At 64.0% G+C, this 19,950-nt stretch carries 24 protein-coding genes; 11 read left to right on the plus strand and 13 right to left on the minus strand.

Annotated features, from left to right (window positions below; translation table 11 throughout):
• Positions 1 to 727: asparaginase (locus tag UW3_RS26920; protein WP_010222821.1), on the minus strand; the 727-nt coding region annotated here is incomplete at its 3' end.
• Positions 728 to 808: 81 nt separating this feature from the next.
• Positions 809 to 2,251, minus strand: a complete 1,443-nt coding sequence (locus tag UW3_RS0112485) for an alanine/glycine:cation symporter family protein (RefSeq protein WP_010222822.1) — start codon at positions 2,249 to 2,251, stop codon at positions 809 to 811.
• A gap of 175 nt (positions 2,252 to 2,426) precedes the next feature.
• Here UW3_RS0112485 and UW3_RS0112490 point away from each other — a divergent pair, with 175 nt between their 5' ends.
• Positions 2,427 to 3,245, plus strand: a complete 819-nt coding sequence (locus UW3_RS0112490; protein ID WP_010222823.1) for a helix-turn-helix domain-containing protein — start codon at positions 2,427 to 2,429, stop codon at positions 3,243 to 3,245.
• A gap of 6 nt (positions 3,246 to 3,251) precedes the next feature.
• Here the strand turns inward: UW3_RS0112490 and UW3_RS0112495 are convergent, their stop codons facing one another.
• From UW3_RS0112495 to UW3_RS0112505, 3 genes are read right to left on the minus strand one after another with little or no spacing between them, the layout of a single operon-like run.
• Complete coding sequence (locus UW3_RS0112495) at positions 3,252 to 4,091, minus strand: alpha/beta hydrolase (RefSeq protein ID WP_010222824.1); 840 nt, start codon at positions 4,089 to 4,091, stop codon at positions 3,252 to 3,254.
• Between the two features lie 9 nt (positions 4,092 to 4,100).
• On the minus strand, positions 4,101 to 4,895 hold the full coding sequence (locus tag UW3_RS0112500) for a TSUP family transporter (RefSeq protein ID WP_010222825.1): 795 nt from the start codon (positions 4,893 to 4,895) through the stop codon (positions 4,101 to 4,103).
• Between the two features lie 17 nt (positions 4,896 to 4,912).
• Positions 4,913 to 5,956, minus strand: a complete 1,044-nt coding sequence (locus UW3_RS0112505) for a TauD/TfdA family dioxygenase (RefSeq protein ID WP_010222826.1) — start codon at positions 5,954 to 5,956, stop codon at positions 4,913 to 4,915.
• A gap of 295 nt (positions 5,957 to 6,251) precedes the next feature.
• On the opposite strand from UW3_RS0112505, the gene UW3_RS0112510 reads away from it, so the two are divergent.
• Together UW3_RS0112510 and UW3_RS0112515 are read left to right on the plus strand one after the other, a co-directional pair.
• Complete coding sequence (locus UW3_RS0112510) at positions 6,252 to 7,136, plus strand: sugar nucleotide-binding protein (RefSeq protein WP_010222827.1); 885 nt, start codon at positions 6,252 to 6,254, stop codon at positions 7,134 to 7,136.
• Entirely contained in the window at positions 7,129 to 8,058 is a 930-nt protein-coding gene (locus UW3_RS0112515; RefSeq protein ID WP_010222828.1) for an NAD-dependent epimerase/dehydratase family protein, read from the plus strand. Before UW3_RS0112510 ends, UW3_RS0112515 begins: the two co-directional genes overlap by 8 nt.
• Positions 8,059 to 8,136: 78 nt before the next feature.
• Here UW3_RS0112515 and UW3_RS0112520 read toward each other — a convergent pair whose 3' ends face one another.
• The 5 genes from UW3_RS0112520 to UW3_RS0112540 form a co-directional block, all read right to left on the minus strand.
• Positions 8,137 to 8,820 carry an OmpW/AlkL family protein gene (locus UW3_RS0112520; protein WP_010222829.1) on the minus strand — a complete coding sequence of 228 codons (684 nt, stop codon included), beginning with the start codon at positions 8,818 to 8,820 and terminating at the stop codon, positions 8,137 to 8,139.
• A 110-nt stretch (positions 8,821 to 8,930) separates the two neighbouring features.
• Positions 8,931 to 9,446, minus strand: coding sequence for a DUF3299 domain-containing protein (locus UW3_RS0112525; protein WP_010222830.1), 516 nt, complete (start codon positions 9,444 to 9,446; stop codon positions 8,931 to 8,933).
• An 8-nt stretch (positions 9,447 to 9,454) separates the two neighbouring features.
• Positions 9,455 to 10,720, minus strand: coding sequence for an ABC transporter permease (locus UW3_RS0112530; RefSeq protein ID WP_010222831.1), 1,266 nt, complete (start codon positions 10,718 to 10,720; stop codon positions 9,455 to 9,457).
• Entirely contained in the window at positions 10,720 to 11,439 is a 720-nt protein-coding gene (locus tag UW3_RS0112535; protein WP_010222832.1) for an ABC transporter ATP-binding protein, read from the minus strand. Before UW3_RS0112535 ends, UW3_RS0112530 begins: the two co-directional genes overlap by 1 nt.
• Before the next feature lie 46 nt (positions 11,440 to 11,485).
• Positions 11,486 to 12,064: a DUF2796 domain-containing protein gene (locus UW3_RS0112540; RefSeq protein ID WP_010222833.1), complete on the minus strand. Its 579-nt coding sequence runs from the start codon at positions 12,062 to 12,064 to the stop codon at positions 11,486 to 11,488.
• 132 nt (positions 12,065 to 12,196) lie between these two features.
• Here UW3_RS0112540 and UW3_RS0112545 point away from each other — a divergent pair, with 132 nt between their 5' ends.
• Positions 12,197 to 12,541: a hypothetical protein gene (locus tag UW3_RS0112545; RefSeq protein WP_010222834.1), complete on the plus strand. Its 345-nt coding sequence runs from the start codon at positions 12,197 to 12,199 to the stop codon at positions 12,539 to 12,541.
• Between the two features lie 66 nt (positions 12,542 to 12,607).
• Here UW3_RS0112545 and trxA read toward each other — a convergent pair whose 3' ends face one another.
• Genes trxA through UW3_RS0112560 form a run of 3 tightly spaced genes read right to left on the minus strand, consistent with a single transcriptional unit; the run spans position 12,608 to position 14,617 of the window.
• Complete coding sequence (gene trxA, locus UW3_RS0112550) at positions 12,608 to 13,480, minus strand: thioredoxin (protein WP_010222835.1); 873 nt, start codon at positions 13,478 to 13,480, stop codon at positions 12,608 to 12,610.
• A 31-nt stretch (positions 13,481 to 13,511) separates the two neighbouring features.
• Positions 13,512 to 14,171 (minus strand): class I SAM-dependent methyltransferase, encoded by a 660-nt coding sequence (locus tag UW3_RS0112555; RefSeq protein WP_010222836.1) that lies wholly within the window; start codon positions 14,169 to 14,171, stop codon positions 13,512 to 13,514.
• Positions 14,171 to 14,617 carry a hypothetical protein gene (locus tag UW3_RS0112560; RefSeq protein WP_026001297.1) on the minus strand — a complete coding sequence of 149 codons (447 nt, stop codon included), beginning with the start codon at positions 14,615 to 14,617 and terminating at the stop codon, positions 14,171 to 14,173. The genes UW3_RS0112555 and UW3_RS0112560 overlap by 1 nt, the downstream gene beginning before the upstream one ends.
• A 107-nt stretch (positions 14,618 to 14,724) precedes the next feature.
• Here UW3_RS0112560 and nrdR point away from each other — a divergent pair, with 107 nt between their 5' ends.
• The 7 genes from nrdR to thiL form a co-directional block, all read left to right on the plus strand.
• Complete coding sequence (nrdR, locus tag UW3_RS0112565) at positions 14,725 to 15,189, plus strand: transcriptional regulator NrdR (protein ID WP_010222838.1); 465 nt, start codon at positions 14,725 to 14,727, stop codon at positions 15,187 to 15,189.
• A gap of 2 nt (positions 15,190 to 15,191) precedes the next feature.
• Positions 15,192 to 16,322 (plus strand): bifunctional diaminohydroxyphosphoribosylaminopyrimidine deaminase/5-amino-6-(5-phosphoribosylamino)uracil reductase RibD, encoded by a 1,131-nt coding sequence (gene ribD / locus UW3_RS0112570; protein ID WP_010222839.1) that lies wholly within the window; start codon positions 15,192 to 15,194, stop codon positions 16,320 to 16,322.
• A 45-nt stretch (positions 16,323 to 16,367) separates the two neighbouring features.
• Complete coding sequence (locus UW3_RS0112575; RefSeq protein WP_010222840.1) at positions 16,368 to 17,033, plus strand: riboflavin synthase; 666 nt, start codon at positions 16,368 to 16,370, stop codon at positions 17,031 to 17,033.
• Positions 17,034 to 17,051: 18 nt separating this feature from the next.
• Complete coding sequence (gene ribBA / locus UW3_RS0112580) at positions 17,052 to 18,146, plus strand: bifunctional 3,4-dihydroxy-2-butanone-4-phosphate synthase/GTP cyclohydrolase II (RefSeq protein ID WP_010222841.1); 1,095 nt, start codon at positions 17,052 to 17,054, stop codon at positions 18,144 to 18,146.
• An 89-nt stretch (positions 18,147 to 18,235) separates the two neighbouring features.
• A complete protein-coding gene (ribH, locus tag UW3_RS0112585; protein WP_010222842.1) occupies positions 18,236 to 18,712 on the plus strand; it encodes a 6,7-dimethyl-8-ribityllumazine synthase in 477 nt (158 codons plus the stop codon).
• Positions 18,709 to 19,209, plus strand: coding sequence for a transcription antitermination factor NusB (gene nusB, locus UW3_RS0112590; RefSeq protein ID WP_010222843.1), 501 nt, complete (start codon positions 18,709 to 18,711; stop codon positions 19,207 to 19,209). Before ribH ends, nusB begins: the two co-directional genes overlap by 4 nt.
• Before the next feature lie 18 nt (positions 19,210 to 19,227).
• A partial coding sequence (gene thiL, locus UW3_RS26925; protein WP_010222844.1) for a thiamine-phosphate kinase occupies positions 19,228 to 19,950 on the plus strand: 723 nt, incomplete at its 3' end.

The raw sequence follows: 19,950 nt of genomic DNA on the forward strand, positions 1-19,950 counted from the left end.
CCGACGGCCCGGTGCCGCTGCCATAGCATTCCAGCAGCAGGCCCTGGACGCCGCTGGCCAGCAGGCTGCGCAGATGACCGACCTGCAGCCCCGGGAACACCGGCAACACCATCAGGTTTACCGGTTGGCGCACCTGGTGGTAGTCCAGGCAGGCCGGGATCGACTCGGCACGTTGCCCATTGCGCTCACGCGCCAGCGCGGCGAAGGCATCGAACGCTTCGCTGCGTAGCTTCGAGGTCCGCGCGCCATGCAGCAGCTGGCCGTGGAAATACAGCTGCACGCCGTCCTCGATACCGGTCGCCATCAACCGCAGGGCGCCGCAGAGGTTGTCCCAGGCATCGCTGTCGGGGGCGCCGGCCGGCAACATCGAGCCGGTCAACAGCACCGGTGCCGGCAGGCCGAGCAACAAGAACGACAGCGCCGCTGCGGTGTAGGCCAGGGTGTCGGTGCCGTGCAGCAACAGGATGCCGTCATGCCCATCGCGCTCGACCGCGTCGACAATCGCCTCACGCATCGCCAGCCAGTTGCCTTGTTGCATGTTGGCGCTGTCGATCAACGGCCGTAGTTCGCGTAGGCGCCAGTTCAGCATTGGTGCGTCGGCCAGTTGCTGCAAGTGCTCTCGCATGCGCGCGTCGAAGCCACCGGCTGGCGCCAGGCCTTGCGGGGTTTGCAGCATGCCGATGGTGCCGCCGGTGTACAGGACTAGAAGGTTCTTGACTGCACGCATGAGAAATTTCCGGGCAGGTGAGAGAAAAGCGGGGGAGGGAGAAGCCGCCCACGAACGGGGCGGCTTTTTCTGCAGTATGGATCAGCGCTGGGTCTGAGCCTGACCGACAGCCACTTCAGTCTCGGCTTCAGCAACCGGCTTGACCGGCCAGGCTTGCGGGTCCAGGTCGAGGTCGGAAAACTTCGACGCATCGAACACCGGCTGGGCGATACCGGCGCGGCGCTGTTCGTCGTAGTCGCGCATCACGCGCAGGCCGACCTTGAACAGCAGGGCCAGGGCCACCAGGTTGACGAACGCCAGGCAGGTCATGGTGATGTCGGCAAAGGCGAACACGGTCGACAGGTTTTGCACCGAGCCCCAGAGGATCAGCAGCAGTACCAGGCCGCGGTAGGCCAGCAGCACCAGGCGATTGCGGGTGAAGAACTGCAGGCTGGTTTCACCCAGGTAGTAGTTGTAGAGGATGCAGGTGAAGACGAACAACGACAGGGCCACGCTGACGAAGATCCGCCCCCAGTCACCGACCACTGCGGCCAGGGAGTTCTGGGTCAGGGCGATGCCGTCACCTTCGAAGCCTGGGGTGTAGAAGCCCGAGAGCAGGATCAGCAGCGCGGTGCAGGTGCAGATCACGAAGGTATCGAGGAACACCGAGAAGGCCTGAACTACGCCCTGGGCCGCCGGGTGGCGTACCGCCGCGACGGCGGCGACGTTGGGCGCACTGCCAAGGCCGGCTTCGTTGGCGAACACGCCACGCTTCACACCCATGACAATGGCGCTGCCGAGCAGGCCGGCAAAGGCCGGATCAAGGCCGAACGCGCTCTTGATGATGGTCTCGAGCATGGCCGGTACGTGTTCGATCTGGGTGAAGATCACGTACAGGGTGACGCCGATGTAAGCCAGGGTCTTGACCGGTACCAGCAGATCGGACACCGAGGCAATACGCTTGATGCCACCGATGAACACCAGGCCGAGCAGGGCGGCCAGGGCGATACCGGTGTACTGCGGCTCGAAGCCGAAAGCGTTCTGCAGCGAGTGGGTCACGGTGTAGGACTGCAGGCCGTTGAAGGTGAAGCCATAAGTCACCAGCAGCAGGATTGCGAACACCACCGCCATCCAGCGCAGCTTCAGGCCGTGCTGGATGTAGTAGGCCGGGCCGCCACGGTACAGGCCATCACCGTCGCTACGCTTGTAGACCTGGGCCAGGGTGCACTCGAAAAAGCTGCTGGACATGCCCACCAGTGCGGTGACCCACATCCAGAACACCGCACCCGGGCCGCCCAGGGTAACCGCAATGCCGACACCAGCGATGTTGCCGGCACCGACACGGCCTGCCAGGCTCAGCATCAGTGCCTGGAACGAGCTCAGTTGGCCTGCCTGGCCGCGAAGGGATTCCTTGAAGACGCTGAACATGTGGCCGAAATGGCGGAACTGGACGAAACGGGAGCGCAGGGTGAAATAGCTGCCGAGTCCGACGATAAGCACGATGAGGAGTTTCCCCGAGAGGAAATCGTTGAGCGCTTCGAGCATGTAATACCTCGATTCTTATTCTTCGCATGAAAGACGACAGGCCGGCGTCGATGCGCCGTATCCATGGGGGCGCATGGTTGGTCATGACAAGGTTGGTTACAATTTCGCGGGTTGCTCTCAGTTGATGCGACTTGATGCTAAACTGGCGCCTGTCGCATCACCTGGAACGGCTCACATGAGCGAATATCTCGGCACCAATCTCAAGCTTGCCTGCAGCCACTACCGCTCTATCTCGGAAGTTTGCCGGCAGCTGTCGATCAACCGCGCGCAGTTCAACAAGTACCTGAGCGGGCAGAGCCAGCCGACGGCATACAACCTCAAGCGCATCGGCGATTTTTTCGGTGTCGAGGATTACGAGCTGGGTTTGCCACCGGAACAGTTCGCCCGCCTGATCGGTGCCCGCAGCGCCATCAACCTTGTGCAAAGCCAGGATGACCCACTGGTCGAACTGCTGCGGCCGTTGCGCGAACATGCCGGCAACCTGTCGCGCTACTGCGGTTACTACTTCGAATACTCCAACTGCATGTCGGTACCGGGCTCGATCCTGCTGTCGCTGGTGCACCTGCGTGAGGAGCGCGGCAGCTTTTTGTTCGAGCGCCAGGAACGTCAGGAGCGCTCCAGCAGCACCGATGTGCAGGCCGAAGACTGGGTGCGTTGCCGCTACCTGGGTGCGGCGTTCCAGCTGCAGGACCGCCTGTTTTTGCTCGACTACGAATCGCTGACCGTCAACGAGATGAGCCAGACCATCCTGATCCCCAGCTTCAAGAGCCGCATCACCCGCCTCAACGGCCTCAAGACCGGGGTTTCCAGCGGTGACCGACGCACCCCGGCCTGCACCCGGGTGGTGTGGGAGTACCTGGGCCCCGAGATCAACCGCATCAGCGCTTACCGCCAGGTCAAGCTGTACCGCCCGGACGACCCGCGGATCGACGACGATGTACGCGAGCGCCTGAGCGCCGGGCCGATCCGCAACGGCCTGTTCGAGATCGAGTAACCGCGCTCAGCCGAGAATGAATTCCGCCACCACCTGCGCCACCTGATCGGCCACGGCCGGCTTGTCACGCAGGTGCGCGGCGATGCCGTGATCGCAGTCGGTCAGCAGCAGGCACTCAAGGTGCGGCGCCGGCACCGCGCGCAGCAGGGCCTGGGTGACTTCTTCGGGGATCGGGCTGTAACGCTGGGCGCCGGCCAGCCACAAGGTGCCGGCCGAGGTGCCTTCGCCTTGCCCGTAAGCCCTGGAGTTGAGCCCGTCGAACTCGCCGATCACCAGCAGCACCCGGCCTTGGAACTTGCGCAGGAATTCGTAGCTGTCGCAGTCGAGAAACCCGTAGGGCTGGCGGATCGCCTCGGTGAAGGCCGGGCCGAAGGGCGCCTGGTGGGCGGCATCCGGGTAAACCGCCGGGCAGATCAGCACCAGCTTGTCGATGGCCGGTGTTTGCGCGGCCAGTTTCAGCGCGATGGCGCCGCCGAGGCTGTGGCCGAGCAGGGTCTGGCAATGCTCGGCGATATGCCGGTGAAAGCGCTGCGCCTCCTCCAGGTTGGTGGTCAGCGACGGCTGTGGCGCGCCGGGCTCGGCCGCCAGGCTGTGGCCTGAGAGGTTGCCGGTCAGCGAGCCGATACCCTGCTGTTGCAAGCGATACAGCAGCGGGTTGAGGCGGGTGAAATCAGAGCGCGCGCCACCGATCACGAACAGTGGCGCGGCGCGCTCCTGATCGGGTATCAGCAGCCGCGCCTGTTGCTGGAAGCCGTCGAAGGTTTCGCTGATGAAGCGCTCGGCAGCCGGCGCGGGTTCATCGTATTGCCAGGTGGAGCGTTGCGTCGAAATCGTTTCAAGGTGCATGGACACCGCCTAGAGGAACTGATGATGCAGCCATTCGCCAAGTGGGTTGCCGGTGCTGAGCAACAGCTTGAGAGCCATGATGCAGCATACGCAGACCAGCAGCGGCTTGATCAGTTTAGGACCGAAATGCACCGCGCAGCGAGCCCCCAGTTGCGCGCCGACGAAGGCCGCGCAGGCCATCGCCAGGGCCAGGGGCCAGACGATGGCCCCGCTGAGCGAAAACACCGACAGCGCGCCGAGGTTGCAGGCGGCATTGAGCAGCTTGCTGTTGCATACCGCACGTAGCATCGGCTGGCCAAGCAGGATCACGCAGGCAACCATGAAAAACGAACCCACCCCCGGGCCGAACACCCCGTCGTAGAAGCCGATCACAGGCGCCACCGCCAGGCAGAACAGGCTGATCGAAATCCTCGCCTTGCGCTGCTGCTCGTCCGGCTTGGGGCTGAAGGCAAAGTAGGCGGCCACCAGGATCAGCAACACCGGTACGCAGGCCTGTAGGAAGCTCTTGGGCACCAGGCTGACCGACAACGCCCCCAGGGCGCCGCCGGCAAACGACATGGCGGCCATCGGCAGGCCGCGCTTCCAGTCGATCATGCCCTTGCGGGCGAAGGCAACCGTGGCCGAGACCGTGGCCGATGCGGCCTGGAACTTGTTGGTGGCGATCGCCGCCAGCGGGTCGATGCCGGCAACGAACAGCACCGGCAGGGTGATCAGGCCGCCACCGCCGGCGATGGCGTCGAAAAAGCCGGCCATCAGCGCCACCGACGCCAGGGTCAGCAACAGGGTGATATCAATTTCCATCATCTGGGTGGTTTCCTTGTTCAGCCACGCACCAGCAGCGGGTCGTCATTGAGCACTACCGGGCTCGCGAAGCGCGAGTACCCGAACAGGCGCACCAGCAGGCGCCGGTTGTCCTGGAGAATGTCGCGCCCGTGCAGGGCGCGGTTGTTGTTGACCAGCAATGCGGTGTCGGGCTGGAGCACGAACGGCAAGGGCTGGGCGTCCCTGACCAGGGCCTGGAAGGCGTCGAATGCGCGGGCGGCAGCGTCGCTGGCGTGATCGTTGAGCGAGAAACGATACGAGTTGTAGCGCAGGCTGAAACCGCCATTGGGATCGAATTGCAGCATGGTAGTGGCCTTGCCGGCATCGCCTTGGCCGGCCACGAAGCAGTCGCTGCGGGTGAAGTCGAAGGACGCCGAAGTCAGCGCCAGTGCATGCAGGCTGCCCAATTGTTCGAGGATGCCGCGCAGCGGGATGATCCGGGTCGGTTCGTTGGCCGGGTTCCAGCGGGCGGAGAGGATCAGCGCCGAGGGGGCGGGCGAGCGGCCTTCACGGGTGACAACCGAGCAGTTGTAGGGGGCTTCGGTGTGCGGCCCCAGGCGCAGTCCGGCGTGAGAGCTGAGTTCGATCCGGGTGTTGTGCTCCTCGCCGGGCCGGGGCACGCTGCCGCCACCTTTGAAGTTACCGACCAGGCGCACAATCTGGCCCTCGTTATCGATATCGAAGGCAAAAGCACGGTAGCTCGCCAGCGCCAGCAGCAACTGGTTACGCGAGGCCAGGTACAGGCAGCGTTCGCTCTGGGCCAGGGTGGCCAGTTGCGGCAGGTGTTCGGGCACAGGGTCGCTCCCCGGGCAGGTCATCTGCGAACACATCAGGGCTGACAGCTGGCCATCGGCAAAGCGTTGCAGAACAGCTTTCTGGCTGGCATCGAGGATAGGCTGCAGGCGCTGCGCCCACTGGCGGGCCTGGCTGGCGACGCCGGGTGCCTGAGGGCCGCCGAGGTCTGCGAGATACTGGCTGGCAGCAGCCAGCGTGCGGGCCTGGTCCTGATCGAATTTCAGGTACGCGACTTCCGAATCCTGCATGGGAAACATTCCTTTGTTATTGGTTTTATCTGGCAATCCGTGCCGGCCGGGTGTCAGGCTGAGCGTCTGGCCTCCGGCGAACGAATAAGCTAACTATCCTCCTGGTTAATCCATTCAGGGCAGTCAGCTAATTCCGGGCGCAGTATAGGCAGTTTCCGGATTTGTGTAAGTGCAGAATATTCTTCAGCCTTGACGCAATGCCGCGCGAGCTGCGCACCCCTGTGTTGGACTTCCCCTGCCGGAAACCGCAAAATGAAGGCTTTCTTCCAATAATCTGATCGGACCTGCTGACTCTATGCGAATGCGCCTGATGCTGTTGGGTGGTGGAAGTGCCCTCGGGCAAGCGCTGATTCGACTCGGGGCCGAGGAAGATATCGGCTTTCTGGCGCCACGCCCGCCGGACAGCGGCTGGGATCCGGCCAGCCTGACCCAGCTGCTCGACGATACCCGCCCCGATGCGCTGATCAACCTGGCCTACTATTTCGACTGGTTCCAGGCCGAAGCGGTCAGCGAGCAGCGCCTGGCCCAGCAGGAGCGCGCCGTCGAGCGCCTGTCCGAACTGTGTCAGCACCACAACATCATTCTTGTCCAGCCGTCCAGCTACCGGGTCTTCGATGGCTCGCGGGCCACCGCCTACAGCGAGAAGGACGAACCGGTGCCGTTGGGCCTGCGTGGCCAGGCCCTGTGGCGCATCGAGCAGAGCGTGCGCGCCACCTGCCCGCAACATGTGCTGTTGCGCTTTGGCTGGGTCCTTGATGAGAGCATTGATGGCGTGCTCGGGCGCTTTCTGACCCGCGCCGAGCAACCGCAGGAGTTGTTGCTGGCCGATGACCGGCGTGGCAACCCGACACCGGTGGATGACGCCGCGCGGGTCATCCTTTCAGTGCTCAAGCAGCTCGATTGCGCCGCACCTTTGTGGGGTACCTATCACTACGCCGGCAACGAGGCGACCACGCCGCTGGCGCTGGGACAGGCTATCCTCACTGAAGCTGCCCAGTTGCATACGCTGGCGGTCCAGGCACCGACTGCGCAGGCCCACGCCGCGCGCCCGGACGCCAGTGAAGAACCGCAGCATGCCGTGCTGGCCTGCAAGAAAATTCTCCATACCTTTGGCATCAAGCCTCGCGCCTGGCGCGCCGGTTTGCCGCCCTTACTGGATCGTTTCTATCGTCATGGCTGATGCCCCTATTCTGATCACCGGCGGTGCCGGCTTCATTGGTTCCCACCTCAGCGATGCGCTGCTGGAAAAAGGCTATGCGGTGCGCATCCTCGACGACCTGTCGTCCGGCAAGCGCAGCAACCTGCAGATGGACAACCCGCGTCTGCAACTGGTCGAAGGCGATGTCGCCGATGCCGAACTGGTCAAACGCGCTGCGGCCGGTTGCCAGGCTGTCGTGCATCTGGCCGCTGTCGCCTCGGTGCAAGCCTCGGTGGATGACCCGGTGAAAACCCACCAGAGCAACTTCATCGGCACCCTCAATGTTTGCGAGGCCATGCGCCTGAACGGCATCAAGCGCGTGCTGTTTGCCTCCAGCGCCGCGGTCTACGGCAACAACGGCGAGGGTCAGTCAATCGATGAAGACACCGTCAAGGCGCCGTTGACGCCTTATGCCGTGGACAAGCTGGCCAGTGAGCAGTACCTGGACTTCTACCGTCGCCAGCATGGTCTGGAACCGGTGGTGTTCCGTTTCTTCAATATCTTCGGCCCACGCCAGGATCCGTCCTCGCCATATTCCGGGGTCATCAGCATTTTCTGCGAGCGTGCCTTGAACGGTACGCCGATAACCTTGTTTGGCGATGGCGAGCAGACCCGCGACTTTCTTTATGTCGGCGATCTGGTCTCGGTAATGGTCCAGGCACTGGAGATGGCAGCAGTCGCAGAGGGGGCGGTGAACATTGGCCTGAATCAGGCAACTTCATTGAACCAGTTGCTGGCGGCGCTGAAGTCGGTGGTCGGTGATCTGCCAGCGATCAGCTACGGGCCGGCGCGTTCGGGTGACATTCGCCATTCGCGGGCGAACAATCAGCGCTTGCTGACGCGCTTTGACGTTCCCGAGCCGACGCCATTGGTGGTCGGGCTGGCGCGTCTGCTAGGACGCTGAAAAGCATCGCGGGGCAAGCCCGCTCCTACCTGTCTTTGTAGGAGCGGGCTTGCCCCGCGATGTGCGTTTAGACGACGCTTAGAACTTGTAACCCACGCCAACCATGTAGACCCATGGATCGACATCCACGTCGACCTTGGTCTTGCCGACGCCCAGGGCGCTTGGGCCGTCGATGGTGGCCTTGGTGTCGATGTCGATGTACCAGACCGCGGCGTTGATCAGGAAGTTGTCGTTGATCATGTAGTCCATGCCCAACTGACCCGCCAGGCCGACCGAATCTTTCAACTTCATGTTGCTGAAGCCTTGAGCCTTGCGGTTGCTGCTCAGGTCTTCGTCAAAGAACATGGTGTAGTTCAGACCGATACCGGCATAAGGCTGGAACTTCGACGAAGCTTCCATCGGGTAGTACTGCAGCGACAGGGTCGGTGGCAGTTGCTTGATGTCGCCCAGCTTGCCGTCCAGGCCAGCGCCCAGGCCCTTGACGCCAACGGTGTGCTGGAACGGGGTGGCGGCCAGCAGCTCGAGGCCGATGTGGTCGGTCAGCATGTAGGCGAAGGCCAGGCCCAGCTGGGTGTCGCTGTCCAGGGTTGCCTTGGTGCCGGACATCTTGGTGCCGTCTAGCTTGATGTCGCCGCTGTTTTCGTTGGGAGCGGTGGTGATCGCGCCGGCACGCAGGATGAAGTCGCCAGCCTGGTGGGCGTGGGCAACAGGGGCTGCAAGCGCCAGAGCAACGAGTGAGGCGCCAAGCAAGGACTTGTTCATGGAAGCTCCCAAAGGACGTTTAGAATTTAATGAGTCCAATGGTAAGGAGCTGACGGACGGCGATTTTTGATTCAGCTCAATGAAATCGCTAAAGCCCTGCAAGCGGCCATTTATTCTAGCTCGTATGCGTAAATTTTCTCGGCTTCCATCTGATACCCGGCATCGGCCAGCTCACTGCTGGTGGCCTTGACCTGCATCTGGCCTTCGATCCAGTAAGGCTGGTAGAGGTCTTCGACCTTCACCCCGATCTCGCTGAAGATGTGAACGATCTGGTTCGATGGCGGTGGCGGCACATGGATGCAGGCGCCGTAGTAGGGCACCAGCAGGAACTCGGTGGTGCGGCCTGCCTCGCTGACTTCCAGCGGCACGATATAGCCCGGCAGTTTTACCTGTTGGCCATCCAGGGCCTTGACCACCGGGGCATTCGGTGCGGTTTGCCGCGCTGCTGGCGCCGCTTCCGCGGCCAGGGCATCGCTCAACTGCGAGAGGTCGTGCATCGGCGCCAACTGCGGCTGGATCACCGGCGCCCCGGCCGGGATCAGTTGCTGCCATTCCAGGGTACGGGGTTCGGCCGCCCATGAAGGGGCGGCGATCAACAGCAGTGACAGCAGCAGGGCGCGGGTCATCGAAGTGCTCACAGGTGAATGGACAGGCCGTCGGCCAGTGACTGACGATAGGCGCGCCAGGCCGGCACGCTGCCCATCAGCAGGGCGGCGCCAAGAATGATGCCGAGCAGGGCCCACTCGTGGGCGCTGGGCCAGGCCAGGGGCAGCAACAGGCCGTAGTTGGCTTGCACGTAGCCCTGAGCCAGGGCGATGCCGGCGTACAGCAAGCCCAGCCCGGCGACGATACCCGCCAGCGCCAGGGCCAGCGCTTCGAGCACCAGCAGCCCGGCAATGTGCCAGGGGCGGGCGCCCACCGAGCGCAGGATGGCCATTTCCCGGCGCCGCTCATTGAGGCTGGTGAGGATCGCCGTGAGCATGCCGATCAGGCCAGTCAGCACCACAAACAGCGAGACCACGAACAGCGCCTGCTCGGCAGTCCCCATCAGGCTCCAGAGCTCTTGCAGGGCTACGCCCGGAAGGATCGCCAGCAGCGGTTCGCCGCGGTAGTCGTTGATTTCCCGTTGCAGGCTGAAGGTGGCCACCTTGTTGTTCAGGCCGAGCATGAAGGCGGTGATGGCTGCGGGCTTGAGGTCCATGTTGCGCGCCTGCTCGGCGCTGATGCGCCCAGCGCCGCGGGCCGGCATGCCGTTGTGCCAGTCGATGTGGATGGCTTCCATCCCGCCCAGGCTGATGTGCAAAGTACGGTCGACGGGGGTGCCGGTGCGTTGCAGCACGCCGACCACGGTGAAGGGCTTGTCGTCGTGCTTGACCAGGCTGATGGCCGCCACACCATGGGCCAGCACCAGCTTGTCGCCAAGTTTGTAGTGCAGGGCGTCGGCCACTTCAGCACCCAGCACCACCTCGAACGGATCACTGGCAAAGGCTCGGCCTTCGGCCAGTTGCAGGTTCTGCTTGCGGCCGTACTGGTAGTGCTCGAAGTAGCGCGCGTCGGTCCCCATTACCCGGTAGCCGCGGTGCGAATCGCCCAGGGAGATGGGGATGGCCCACTTCACCCGTTTGTCGCTGGCGTAGTGCTCGAAGCTTTCCCAGCGGATGTTGTTGGTGGCGTTGCCGATGCGAAACACCGAGTACAGCAGCAGGTTCACCGAACCTGAACGGGCGCCGACGATCAGGTCGGTGCCGCTGATGGTGCTGGCAAAACTGGCGCGGGCTTCGGTGCGCACCCGCTCGACCGCCAGCAGCAGGCAGACTGACAGGGCGATGGCGAAGGCGGTCAAAAACGCGGTGAAGCGGCGGTTGGCCAGGCTGGCCAGGGCAAGGCGGAGCAGGTACATCAGGCCTCCAGGTCGTTGCCCGGCTGCGCCGCGCGGTTGAGTTCGGCAAGGGACAACTGACGGTCGAACAATGGCGCCAGGCTCTGGTCGTGGCTGACGAACAGCAGGCTGGAGCCGGCCGCACGGCACTCGGCGAACAGCAGGCGGATGAAGGCTTCACGGGTGTCGGCATCGAGGGCCGACGTCGGCTCGTCAGCGATCACCAGTTCCGGCTGGCCGATCAATGCCCGGGCGGCGGCGACACGCTGCTGCTGGCCGATCGACAGGCTGTCGGCACGGCGCGCGAGCAGCGCCGGGTCCTTCAAGCCCAGATGCGCGAGCAGGCTGGCGGCGGCCTGGTCGATGCTGCCGTGGCGCTCGGCGGCGCGTTGCGCGCGGCTGCGCGAGAAGCGACAGGGCAGTTCGACGTTCTCCCGTACCGAGAGGAACGGCAGCAGGTTGAACTGCTGGAAAATGTAGCCGGTGTGATCGACCCGGAAGCGGTCGCGGGCGGCCAGCTTCAATTCGCTCAAGTCCTGGCCGAGCAGGCGGATGCTGCCGCGATCGGGCTTTTGCACGCCACCGAGCAGGCCGAGCAGGGTAGTCTTGCCGCTGCCACTGGGGCCTTTGAGAAACAGCGATTCGCCAGCGTCCAGGCGCAGGGCGGGAATATCCAGCAAGGGGGCTTGGCCCGGCCAGGCAAAGCCCAGGTCGGTCAGTTCAATCAGTGCCTGGCTCATAAATGAACGCCCGGGTTACCCCAGGCGTTTCGCTGCAAAAGGGCTATCAGAAGTTGATCGTGGCCTTGGCCGGGGTCGCTTCGACACCTTGCTGGCCGTTCGGTCCGATCAGTTGTAGCGCAATTTTCCGGGTGGCAGGGAAGGCCTTGAACAACGGGCTCAGGTCGAGGCTCTTGAGCTCGCCAGGATTGTCGCAGGCCAGCCGGTAATGGGCATGGACTTCACTGTGGTCATGGCCTTCGTGCTCGTCGCCATCGTCATCGGCTGCCGGTTTGTCGCCAAACAGCGGGCTTTCCAGCGCTTGATCACTTTCGCTGCAGTTGGCCGCCTTGGCCAGGCCGAACAGGGCCAATGGTTTTTCCAATTGTGTGCGCACACTCGCGACCTTGGCCTTGTCGGCGACGCTGGTGGCCGGGTGCTCAAAACCCACCAGGTTCATCGCCGGGCTGTCCAGCTCCAGCTCCAGGGTCCTGTCGTCCAGTACCACATTCAGGCGGGCGACGCCGTGCTCATGGGCGGCGAGGCTGCCATGGGCGTGGTCATGATCATGGTCGTGATCGTCGTGGGCATGAGCGACGGCCAGGGGCAACAAGGCAAACGGCAAGGCAAGCAACAGACGACGCATGGATGGACTCCGCGGAGGCACTGGATGGATTTGGTAATGTTATAACAACTTGTTCGGCGCGCGCCAGTGTGCTTGGCGATGAGGCGTTGGCGTGGGAGCATGGGCCCATTGATTGCGCACAAGGACAACCCCATGCGAATTCGCGGACACATCGGCGACTGGCCGGTAGACCTGACCCTGGAGCTGGACCCGGCGGAATGGGCGCAACTGGGCGGTCAGTTGGCTGCTGTGGCGCCAGCGCCAGCGCTGGCTACCGCTCCCGTGGCAGCGGCGCGGCCGGATGATGCGCTATGGCAGGCGGCGCGCGAGGTGCTGCGCAAGGCCGGGCAGCTCAACGGGCCGGAGTTGCTTGAACATCTGGAAGGGTTGGCGGGCAATACTGCGGCGGGCAAGCGGCTGCTGGTGCGCCTGCGCCACAGTGCCGAGGTGAAGGTGGAAAGCGGGGCGGACGCGCCGGTTTATCACTGGCTGGGGTGACAAGGGTATCGCGGGGCAAGCCCGCTCCTACAAAATCAGTAGGAGCGGGCTTGCCCCGTGATCAATTCAATACAAGGCAGCAAACAACTTGCGGCGGTAGGTGCCGACCAGCGGATGGTCATTACCCAGCAGGTCGAACACCTGCAGCAAGGTCTTGTGCGGCAGCCCGCTGTCATAGCCACGGTTGCGCTTGAACAGCTTGAGCAAGCCTTCCAGCGCCGCCTCGTACTGCTGGCGCGACAACTGCTGGATGCACAACTGGTACGCGGCTTCATCATCTTCGCCATTCTGCGCCAGGCGCGCTTTCAGGTCGGCGACTTCCGGCAGGTTGGCGGCCAGGCCCAGGAAGGTCAGCTGCGCCTTGGCGCCGGCGAGGGCGGCCTTGTGCTCATCGCTCTTGACCGAGTCGAGCACGATCTGCGCCTCACCCAGCTCGCCCCGTTCAGCCAGGCAGCGGGCGTAGAGGATCAGCGCGCCGGCATTGCTGTTGTCTTCAGTGAGCAGTGCCTTGAGGGTGCTCTCGGCTTCGCTGAAGCGCCCTTCGGCAAACAGTACCTGGGCCTGTTCCAGCGGGTCGGCGGCAGCGGGTGGCGGCAGTTTTACGTGGGGTTCGAGCAGGGCGCGAATCGCCGACTCCGGTTGGGCGCCGGCAAAGCCGTCCACCGGCTGGCCATCCTTGAACAGCACCACGGTCGGCAGGCTGCGGATACCGAAGCGGGCGACGATGTCCTGCTCGATATCGCAGTTGACCTTGGCCAGCAGCAGTTCGCCCTGGTAGCTCTCGGTGATCTGCGCCAGCAGCGGCATCAGCGCCTTGCACGGTGCGCACCACTCGGCCCAGAAGTCGACCAGCACCGGTTTGTGGAAAGAGTTCTGGATCACCGACTGATCGAAATCGGCGGCAGTGGCGTCGAAAATGTACGGGGTAGCAGGGTTCATCGCGACTCTCGAAAATCCGTGAATGGCATCACTATAAAGGCTGGCGGCTGGCGTGGTACAGGCTGACCCGGCGGAATTCGTGGGGCTCGGCCAGGTCCGGCAGGGTCAGGGCATCGAGCACACCCAGCGACTGGTACAGCGGATGGCTGAAGTCCCGTACCCGTGAGTCGGCCACCAGGGCCTGCTGGCCACGGCTGAGGAATTCATCCAGCAGCGGCAGGTTGGCGCGGTCGTAGAGCACGTCGGCGACCAGGATCAGGTCAAAACGGTCGGCTTCCTGGAAGAAGTCGCTGGAATAGCTCAGTTCCACTTCGTTGAGCGCGGCATTGGCCCGGCAGGCCTGCAGCGCCAGTGGGTCGAGATCGCAGGCGACCACTTCACGCGCGCCGGCCTTGGCTGCGGCAATGCCGGCAATGCCGGAGCCTGCGCCAAAGTCCAGTACCCGCTTACCCTCGACCCAGTGCCGATGCTGGTCCAGATAGCGCGCCATGGCCAGGCCGCTGGCCCAGCAGAAGCTCCAGTACGGCGGCTCGTGGAGGATGCGCCGGGTTTCTTCGGCACTGAAGGCGCGGTCCATGTTCTGGGCATCGATCAACCACAACTTGAGCGTGCACTCGGGCAGTTCACTGACCACCAGTTGCGCGTCACCCAGCAGTTCACTCAAGGCCTGTTGCAGCGGCGCCGGTGCCATCATGGCGCCTTTTCGAAGCGCAACGGGCCGGTGGCCTGGGTTTGGGCCTGGGCGATACGCAGCGGCGGCAGGTGCAGAATCAGTTGCCCGGATTTGCTCGCGCGGCCACGCAGTTCGACCCGCGCACCGGCCGGGAAGGCCTCGGGGTTGAAGCGCAGGCGAAACGGCAGGTCCAGGCCATTGCCGCTGAGCGTGCTGCTGGCCAGCAGGCCTTGCGGGCGCCCCCGTTCATCGATCACCAGCAGGGCCAGTTCGACTTCGGCGCCCACCGGAATATTGAGCAAGGTCCCGCTCAGCTCGCGCTGATAGGCCGGCAAAGGCCCGAGCTCTTTGGCCGGTTTGCTTGCTACAGGGGCTTTGGGCGCCGCTGCAGGCTGGGGTTTATCGCTGCTGCACGCGGCCAGCACGGCGGCAAAACTGAGCACGACAAGCGCTCTTAATGGCATGGGGAATTCCTTCGCGGCATATTTCCTCACTGGATGGTAACCCCTTTGGCTTGTCTTGCCAGTGGGATGCGCTACCATGGCCCTCCCTTTTTTTGTTGCCTGCCACCATGCACTGTCCCTTCTGCGGTGCCAACGACACCAAGGTCATCGACTCGCGACTGGTTGCCGAGGGCGAGCAAGTGCGCCGTCGGCGCGAATGCGTTGCCTGCGGTGAGCGCTTCACCACCTTCGAAACCGCCGAACTGGTTCTGCCCCGGCTGATCAAGCAGGACGGCAGCCGCCAGCCCTTCGACGAGGAAAAACTGCGCGCGGGTATGCAGCGCGCCCTGGAAAAACGCCCGGTCAGTGTCGAGCGCCTGGAAGCGGCGCTGGCGCATATCAAGCACAAGTTGCGGGCCACCGGCGAGCGCGAGATCAAGTCGCTGGTCGTCGGCGAACTGGTCATGGCCGAGCTGCAGAAGCTCGATGAGGTCGCCTATATCCGCTTCGCCTCCGTGTACCGGCGTTTCCAGGACCTCAACGAGTTCCGTGAAGAAATCGACCGCCTGGCCCGCGTGCCGGCTAAAGAGTGAGCATGTCCAGCGAACGCGCGGTACTTGATGCGCACTACATGGCCCGGGCCATCGAGTTGGCCCGCAAGGGCCTGTACTCCACCCACCCGAACCCGCGCGTCGGTTGTGTGATCGTCCGTGACGGCCAGGTCGTCGGCGAAGGCTGGCACGTGCGTGCCGGCGAACCCCATGCCGAAGTATACGCGTTGCGCCAGGCCGGCGAGCTGGCCCGTGGCGCTTGTGCGTACGTCACCCTTGAGCCATGCAGCCACCACGGGCGCACGCCGCCCTGTGCCGAGGCGCTGGTCAAGGCCGGCGTGGCGCGGGTGGTGGCGGCCATGCAGGATCCTAATCCGCAGGTTGCCGGCCAAGGCCTCAAGCGCCTGGCTGATGCGGGTATCGAGGTTGCCAGCGGTGTGCTCGAAGCCGAGGCCCGCACCTTGAACCCGGGCTTTCTCAAGCGCATGGAGCACGGCCTGCCGTTCGTGCGGGCCAAGCTTGCGATGAGCCTGGACGGGCGCACGGCCATGGCCAGTGGCGAGAGCCAGTGGATTACCGGCCCGGCGGCGCGCTCGGCGGTGCAGCGCTTGCGTGCGCGCTCAAGCGTGGTGCTGACCAGCGCCGAAAGCGTACTGGCCGACAACGCGCGGATGACCGTGCGCGGTGACGAGCTCGGGCTGGACCCGCAAACCACCGCGCTGGCCCTGGCCCGTGCGCCGCTACGGGTGTTGATCGACGGCCGTTTGCGTGTGCCGCTCGATGCGCCATTTTTTCAAGCCGGGCCGGCCCTGGTGGTAACCGCCGCCGAAGCCGACTCGCGTTATGCCCAGGCCGGCCACGAGCTGCTGCGCCTGCCCGGCAGCGAGGGTCGCGTCGACTTGCCGGCATTGATGCTCGAGCTGGCAGCCCGTGGGGTCAATGAAGTGCTGGTCGAGGCCGGTGCCGGCCTGGTCGGTGCCTTTGCCCGCCAAGGCCTGATCGACGAGTACCAGATTTTTGTCGCCGGGCGCATTCTCGGCTCCAGTGCCCGGCCGTTACTCGACTGGCCACTGGAAACCATGAGCCAGGCGCCCTATTTGCAGATCACCGAAATGCGCGCGGTAGGCGATGACTGGCGAGTCACGGCCGTGCCGAAGCCCGCGCCCGGCGTATAATTTGCGGCTAGCGCCCCGCGCAGCCCTGTTCTCGAGGAGGACTCCATGTTCACCGGCATCATCGAATCGATTGGCAGCATCCGTTCCCTGACCCCCAAGGGTGGTGACGTGCGGGTGTATGTCGAAACCGGCAAGCTCGACCTGGGCGACGTCAAGCTGGGCGACAGCATCGCCGTCAACGGCGTGTGCCTGACCGCGGTCGAGCTGCCTGGCGATGGCTTCTGGGCCGACGTCAGCCGCGAAACCCTCGACTGCACCGCCTTCAACGAGCTCAAAAGCGGCAGCCGGGTCAACCTGGAAAAGGCCCTGACGCCGACCACCCGCCTGGGCGGTCACCTGGTCAGCGGCCATGTCGACGGCGTTGGCGAAGTGGTGTCGCGCAGCGATAACGCCCGCGCCATCCAGTTCCGCATTCGTGCCCCCAAAGAGCTGGCCAAGTACATTGCCCACAAGGGCTCGATCACCGTCGACGGTACCAGCCTGACAGTGAACGTCGTCGATGGCGCCGAGTTCGAGCTGACCATCGTCCCGCACACCCTGGCCGAAACCATCATGGCCGACTACCGTCCAGGTCGTCGGGTGAACCTTGAGGTCGACCTGCTGGCACGTTACCTGGAGCGTCTGCTGCTGGGTGACAAGGCCGCCGAGCCGAGCAAAGGCAGCGGTATCACCGAAAGTTTCCTGGCCGCCAACGGCTACCTGAAATCCTGATTTGAAAGGGGGTGCCCAGTGGCGCTCAACAGTATCGAAGAACTGGTCGAAGACATCCGCCAGGGCAAAATGGTCATCCTCATGGATGACGAAGACCGCGAGAACGAAGGCGACCTGATCATGGCCGCCGAGTGCTGCAAGGCCGAACACATCAACTTCATGGCCAAGCACGCCCGCGGCCTGATCTGCATGCCGATGTCGCGCGAGCGCTGCGAAACGCTCAAGCTGCCGCTGATGGCGCCACGCAATGGCTCGGGCTTCGGCACCAAGTTCACCGTGTCGATCGAGGCCGCCACCGGGGTTACCACCGGCATTTCCGCTGCCGACCGCGCACGCACCGTACAGGCGGCCGCCGCCCGTGATGCCAAGGCCGAAGACATCGTCAGCCCTGGCCACATCTTCCCGTTGATGGCCCAGCCGGGCGGAACCCTGGCCCGTGCCGGCCACACCGAAGCTGCCTGCGACCTGGCGCGCATGGCCGGTTTCGAGCCGAGCGGGGTGATCTGCGAGGTGATGAACGACGACGGCACCATGTCCCGTCGCGCCGAACTGGAAACCTTCGCCGCCGAACACAACATCAAGATCGGCACCATCGCCGACCTGATCCACTACCGGATGATCCACGAACGTACCGTTCAGCGGGTTTCCGAGCAGCCGCTGGACAGCGAACTGGGGCATTTCAACCTGGTCACCTACCGTGATTCGGTCGAGGGCGACGTGCACATGGCGCTGACCCTGGGCAACATCTGCGCCGAAGAGCCGACCCTGGTACGGGTGCACAACATGGACCCGCTGCGCGACCTGCTGATGGTCAAGCAACCGGGTCGCTGGAGCCTGCGCGCGGCCATGAGCGCCGTTGCAGACGCTGGCAGCGGTGTGGTGCTGCTGCTCGGTCACCCGCTCGATGGCGACGTGCTGCTGGCGCACATTCGTGAGAGCGCCGATGCTGCATCGCAGGCGAAAACCCCGACCACCTACAGCACCGTTGGTGCCGGTTCGCAGATCCTGCGTGACCTCGGCGTGCGCAAAATGCGCCTGATGAGTTCGCCAATGAAGTTCAATGCGATATCCGGATTCGATCTGGAAGTTGTAGAATACGTGCCCTCCGAATAAAGCAGGCGGTTTGTCGCGCTGCCATTCGTGTCCCAAACCCCCACAGGCCGCCCGTTTGCGGCCTGGCTCTTTAAGATGAGAACTCCGGAATGACCCTGAAGACCATCGAAGGTACCTTCATCGCCCCCAAAGGTCGCTATGCTTTGGTGGTTGGCCGCTTCAACAGCTTCGTCGTCGAAAGCCTGGTGAGCGGTGCCGTTGACGCCCTGGTTCGCCACGGTGTGAACGAAAGCGACATCACCATCATCCGTGCCCCGGGTGCCTTCGAAATCCCGCTGGTGGCACAGAAAGTCGCCCAGCAAAGCGAATATGCCGCGATCATCGCCCTTGGCGCAGTGATCCGTGGCGGTACCCCGCACTTTGAGTATGTCGCGGGCGAATGCACCAAGGGCCTGGCCCAGGTGTCCATGGAGTTCGGCGTGCCGGTCTCCTTCGGTGTCCTGACCGTCGACTCGATCGAACAGGCCATTGAGCGTTCCGGCACCAAGGCCGGCAACAAGGGCGCCGAAGCTGCCCTGTCCGCTCTGGAAATGGTCAGCCTGCTGGCGCAGTTGGAGGCCAAGTGATTAGCGACGAAAGCGATCGTTTCAACCCGCGCGATCCAAAACCTGCGGATGCTGGCAAGCCATCGAAAAGCGCCAAGCGTCGCGAAGCCCGTCAGCTCGCGACTCAGGCCCTGTACCAATGGCACATGGCCAAGCAGTCGCTGAACGAGATCGAAGCGCAGTTCCGGGTCGATAACGATTTCACCGATGTCGACGGCGCCTACTTCCGCGAAATCCTTCACGGGGTTCCTGCGAAAAAAGTCGAAATCGACGAAGCACTGAAGCCGTGCCTGGACCTGGCCCTTGAAGAGCTCGATCCGGTTGAACTGGCGGTGCTGCGCCTGTCCACCTGGGAGTTCATGATGCGCGTCGATGTCCCGTACCGCGTTGTGATCAACGAAGGTGTGGAGCTGGCCAAAGTGTTTGGCGCCACCGACGGCCACAAGTTCGTCAACGGCGTGCTCGACAAGCTGGCACCACGCCTGCGTGAAGCCGAAGTCAAGGCGTTCAAGCGCTGATTGCGGCGCTCTGTGCCAATGGGTGAGTTCGAGCTGATCCGTCATTACTTCGCCGCCGCGTCCTGTGCGCAAGGCGGTGAAGGCGTGGCGCTGGGCATTGGCGATGATTGCGCCTTGCTCAGCGTGCCGCCGGGCGAACAGCTGGCGATCTCCACCGACACGCTGGTGGCCGGGGTGCATTTCCCGGCTGTCTGCGACCCTTTTCTGCTCGGTCAGCGTTCGCTGGCCGTCGCGGCCAGTGACCTGGCGGCCATGGGCGCCACGCCCATCGGTTTTACCCTTGCCCTGACCCTGCCGGAGGTTCGCGCCGACTGGCTGCAAGCCTATGCCCGCGGTTTGAACCAGATGGCTGAAAACTGCCAGCTGAACCTGATTGGCGGCGACACCACCCGTGGCCCGCTAAGCCTGACCATGACCGTGTTTGGCCGCGTGCCGGCCGGCCAAGCCTTGACCCGCAGCGGTGCGCGGGCAGGTGATCTGCTTTGCGTCGGCGGCGATCTGGGCAATGCCGCAGGCGCCTTGACGCTGGTGCTGGGTGAGCGCTTGGCCGATGCTGCCCAGGCCGAGCCCTTGCTTGGCCATTACTGGTCACCGCAACCGCAACTGGCGTTGGGCCAGGCGTTGCGCGGCAAGGCTACGGCGGCACTGGATATTTCCGACGGCTTGCTCGCCGATTGCGGGCATATCGCCAAGGCATCGCACCTGGCATTGCAGGTCGAGCTGGAGCGGCTGCCGTTGTCG

It is taken from the genome of Pseudomonas donghuensis, assembly GCF_000259195.1.
GTDB classification, from domain to species: domain Bacteria; phylum Pseudomonadota; class Gammaproteobacteria; order Pseudomonadales; family Pseudomonadaceae; genus Aquipseudomonas; species Aquipseudomonas donghuensis.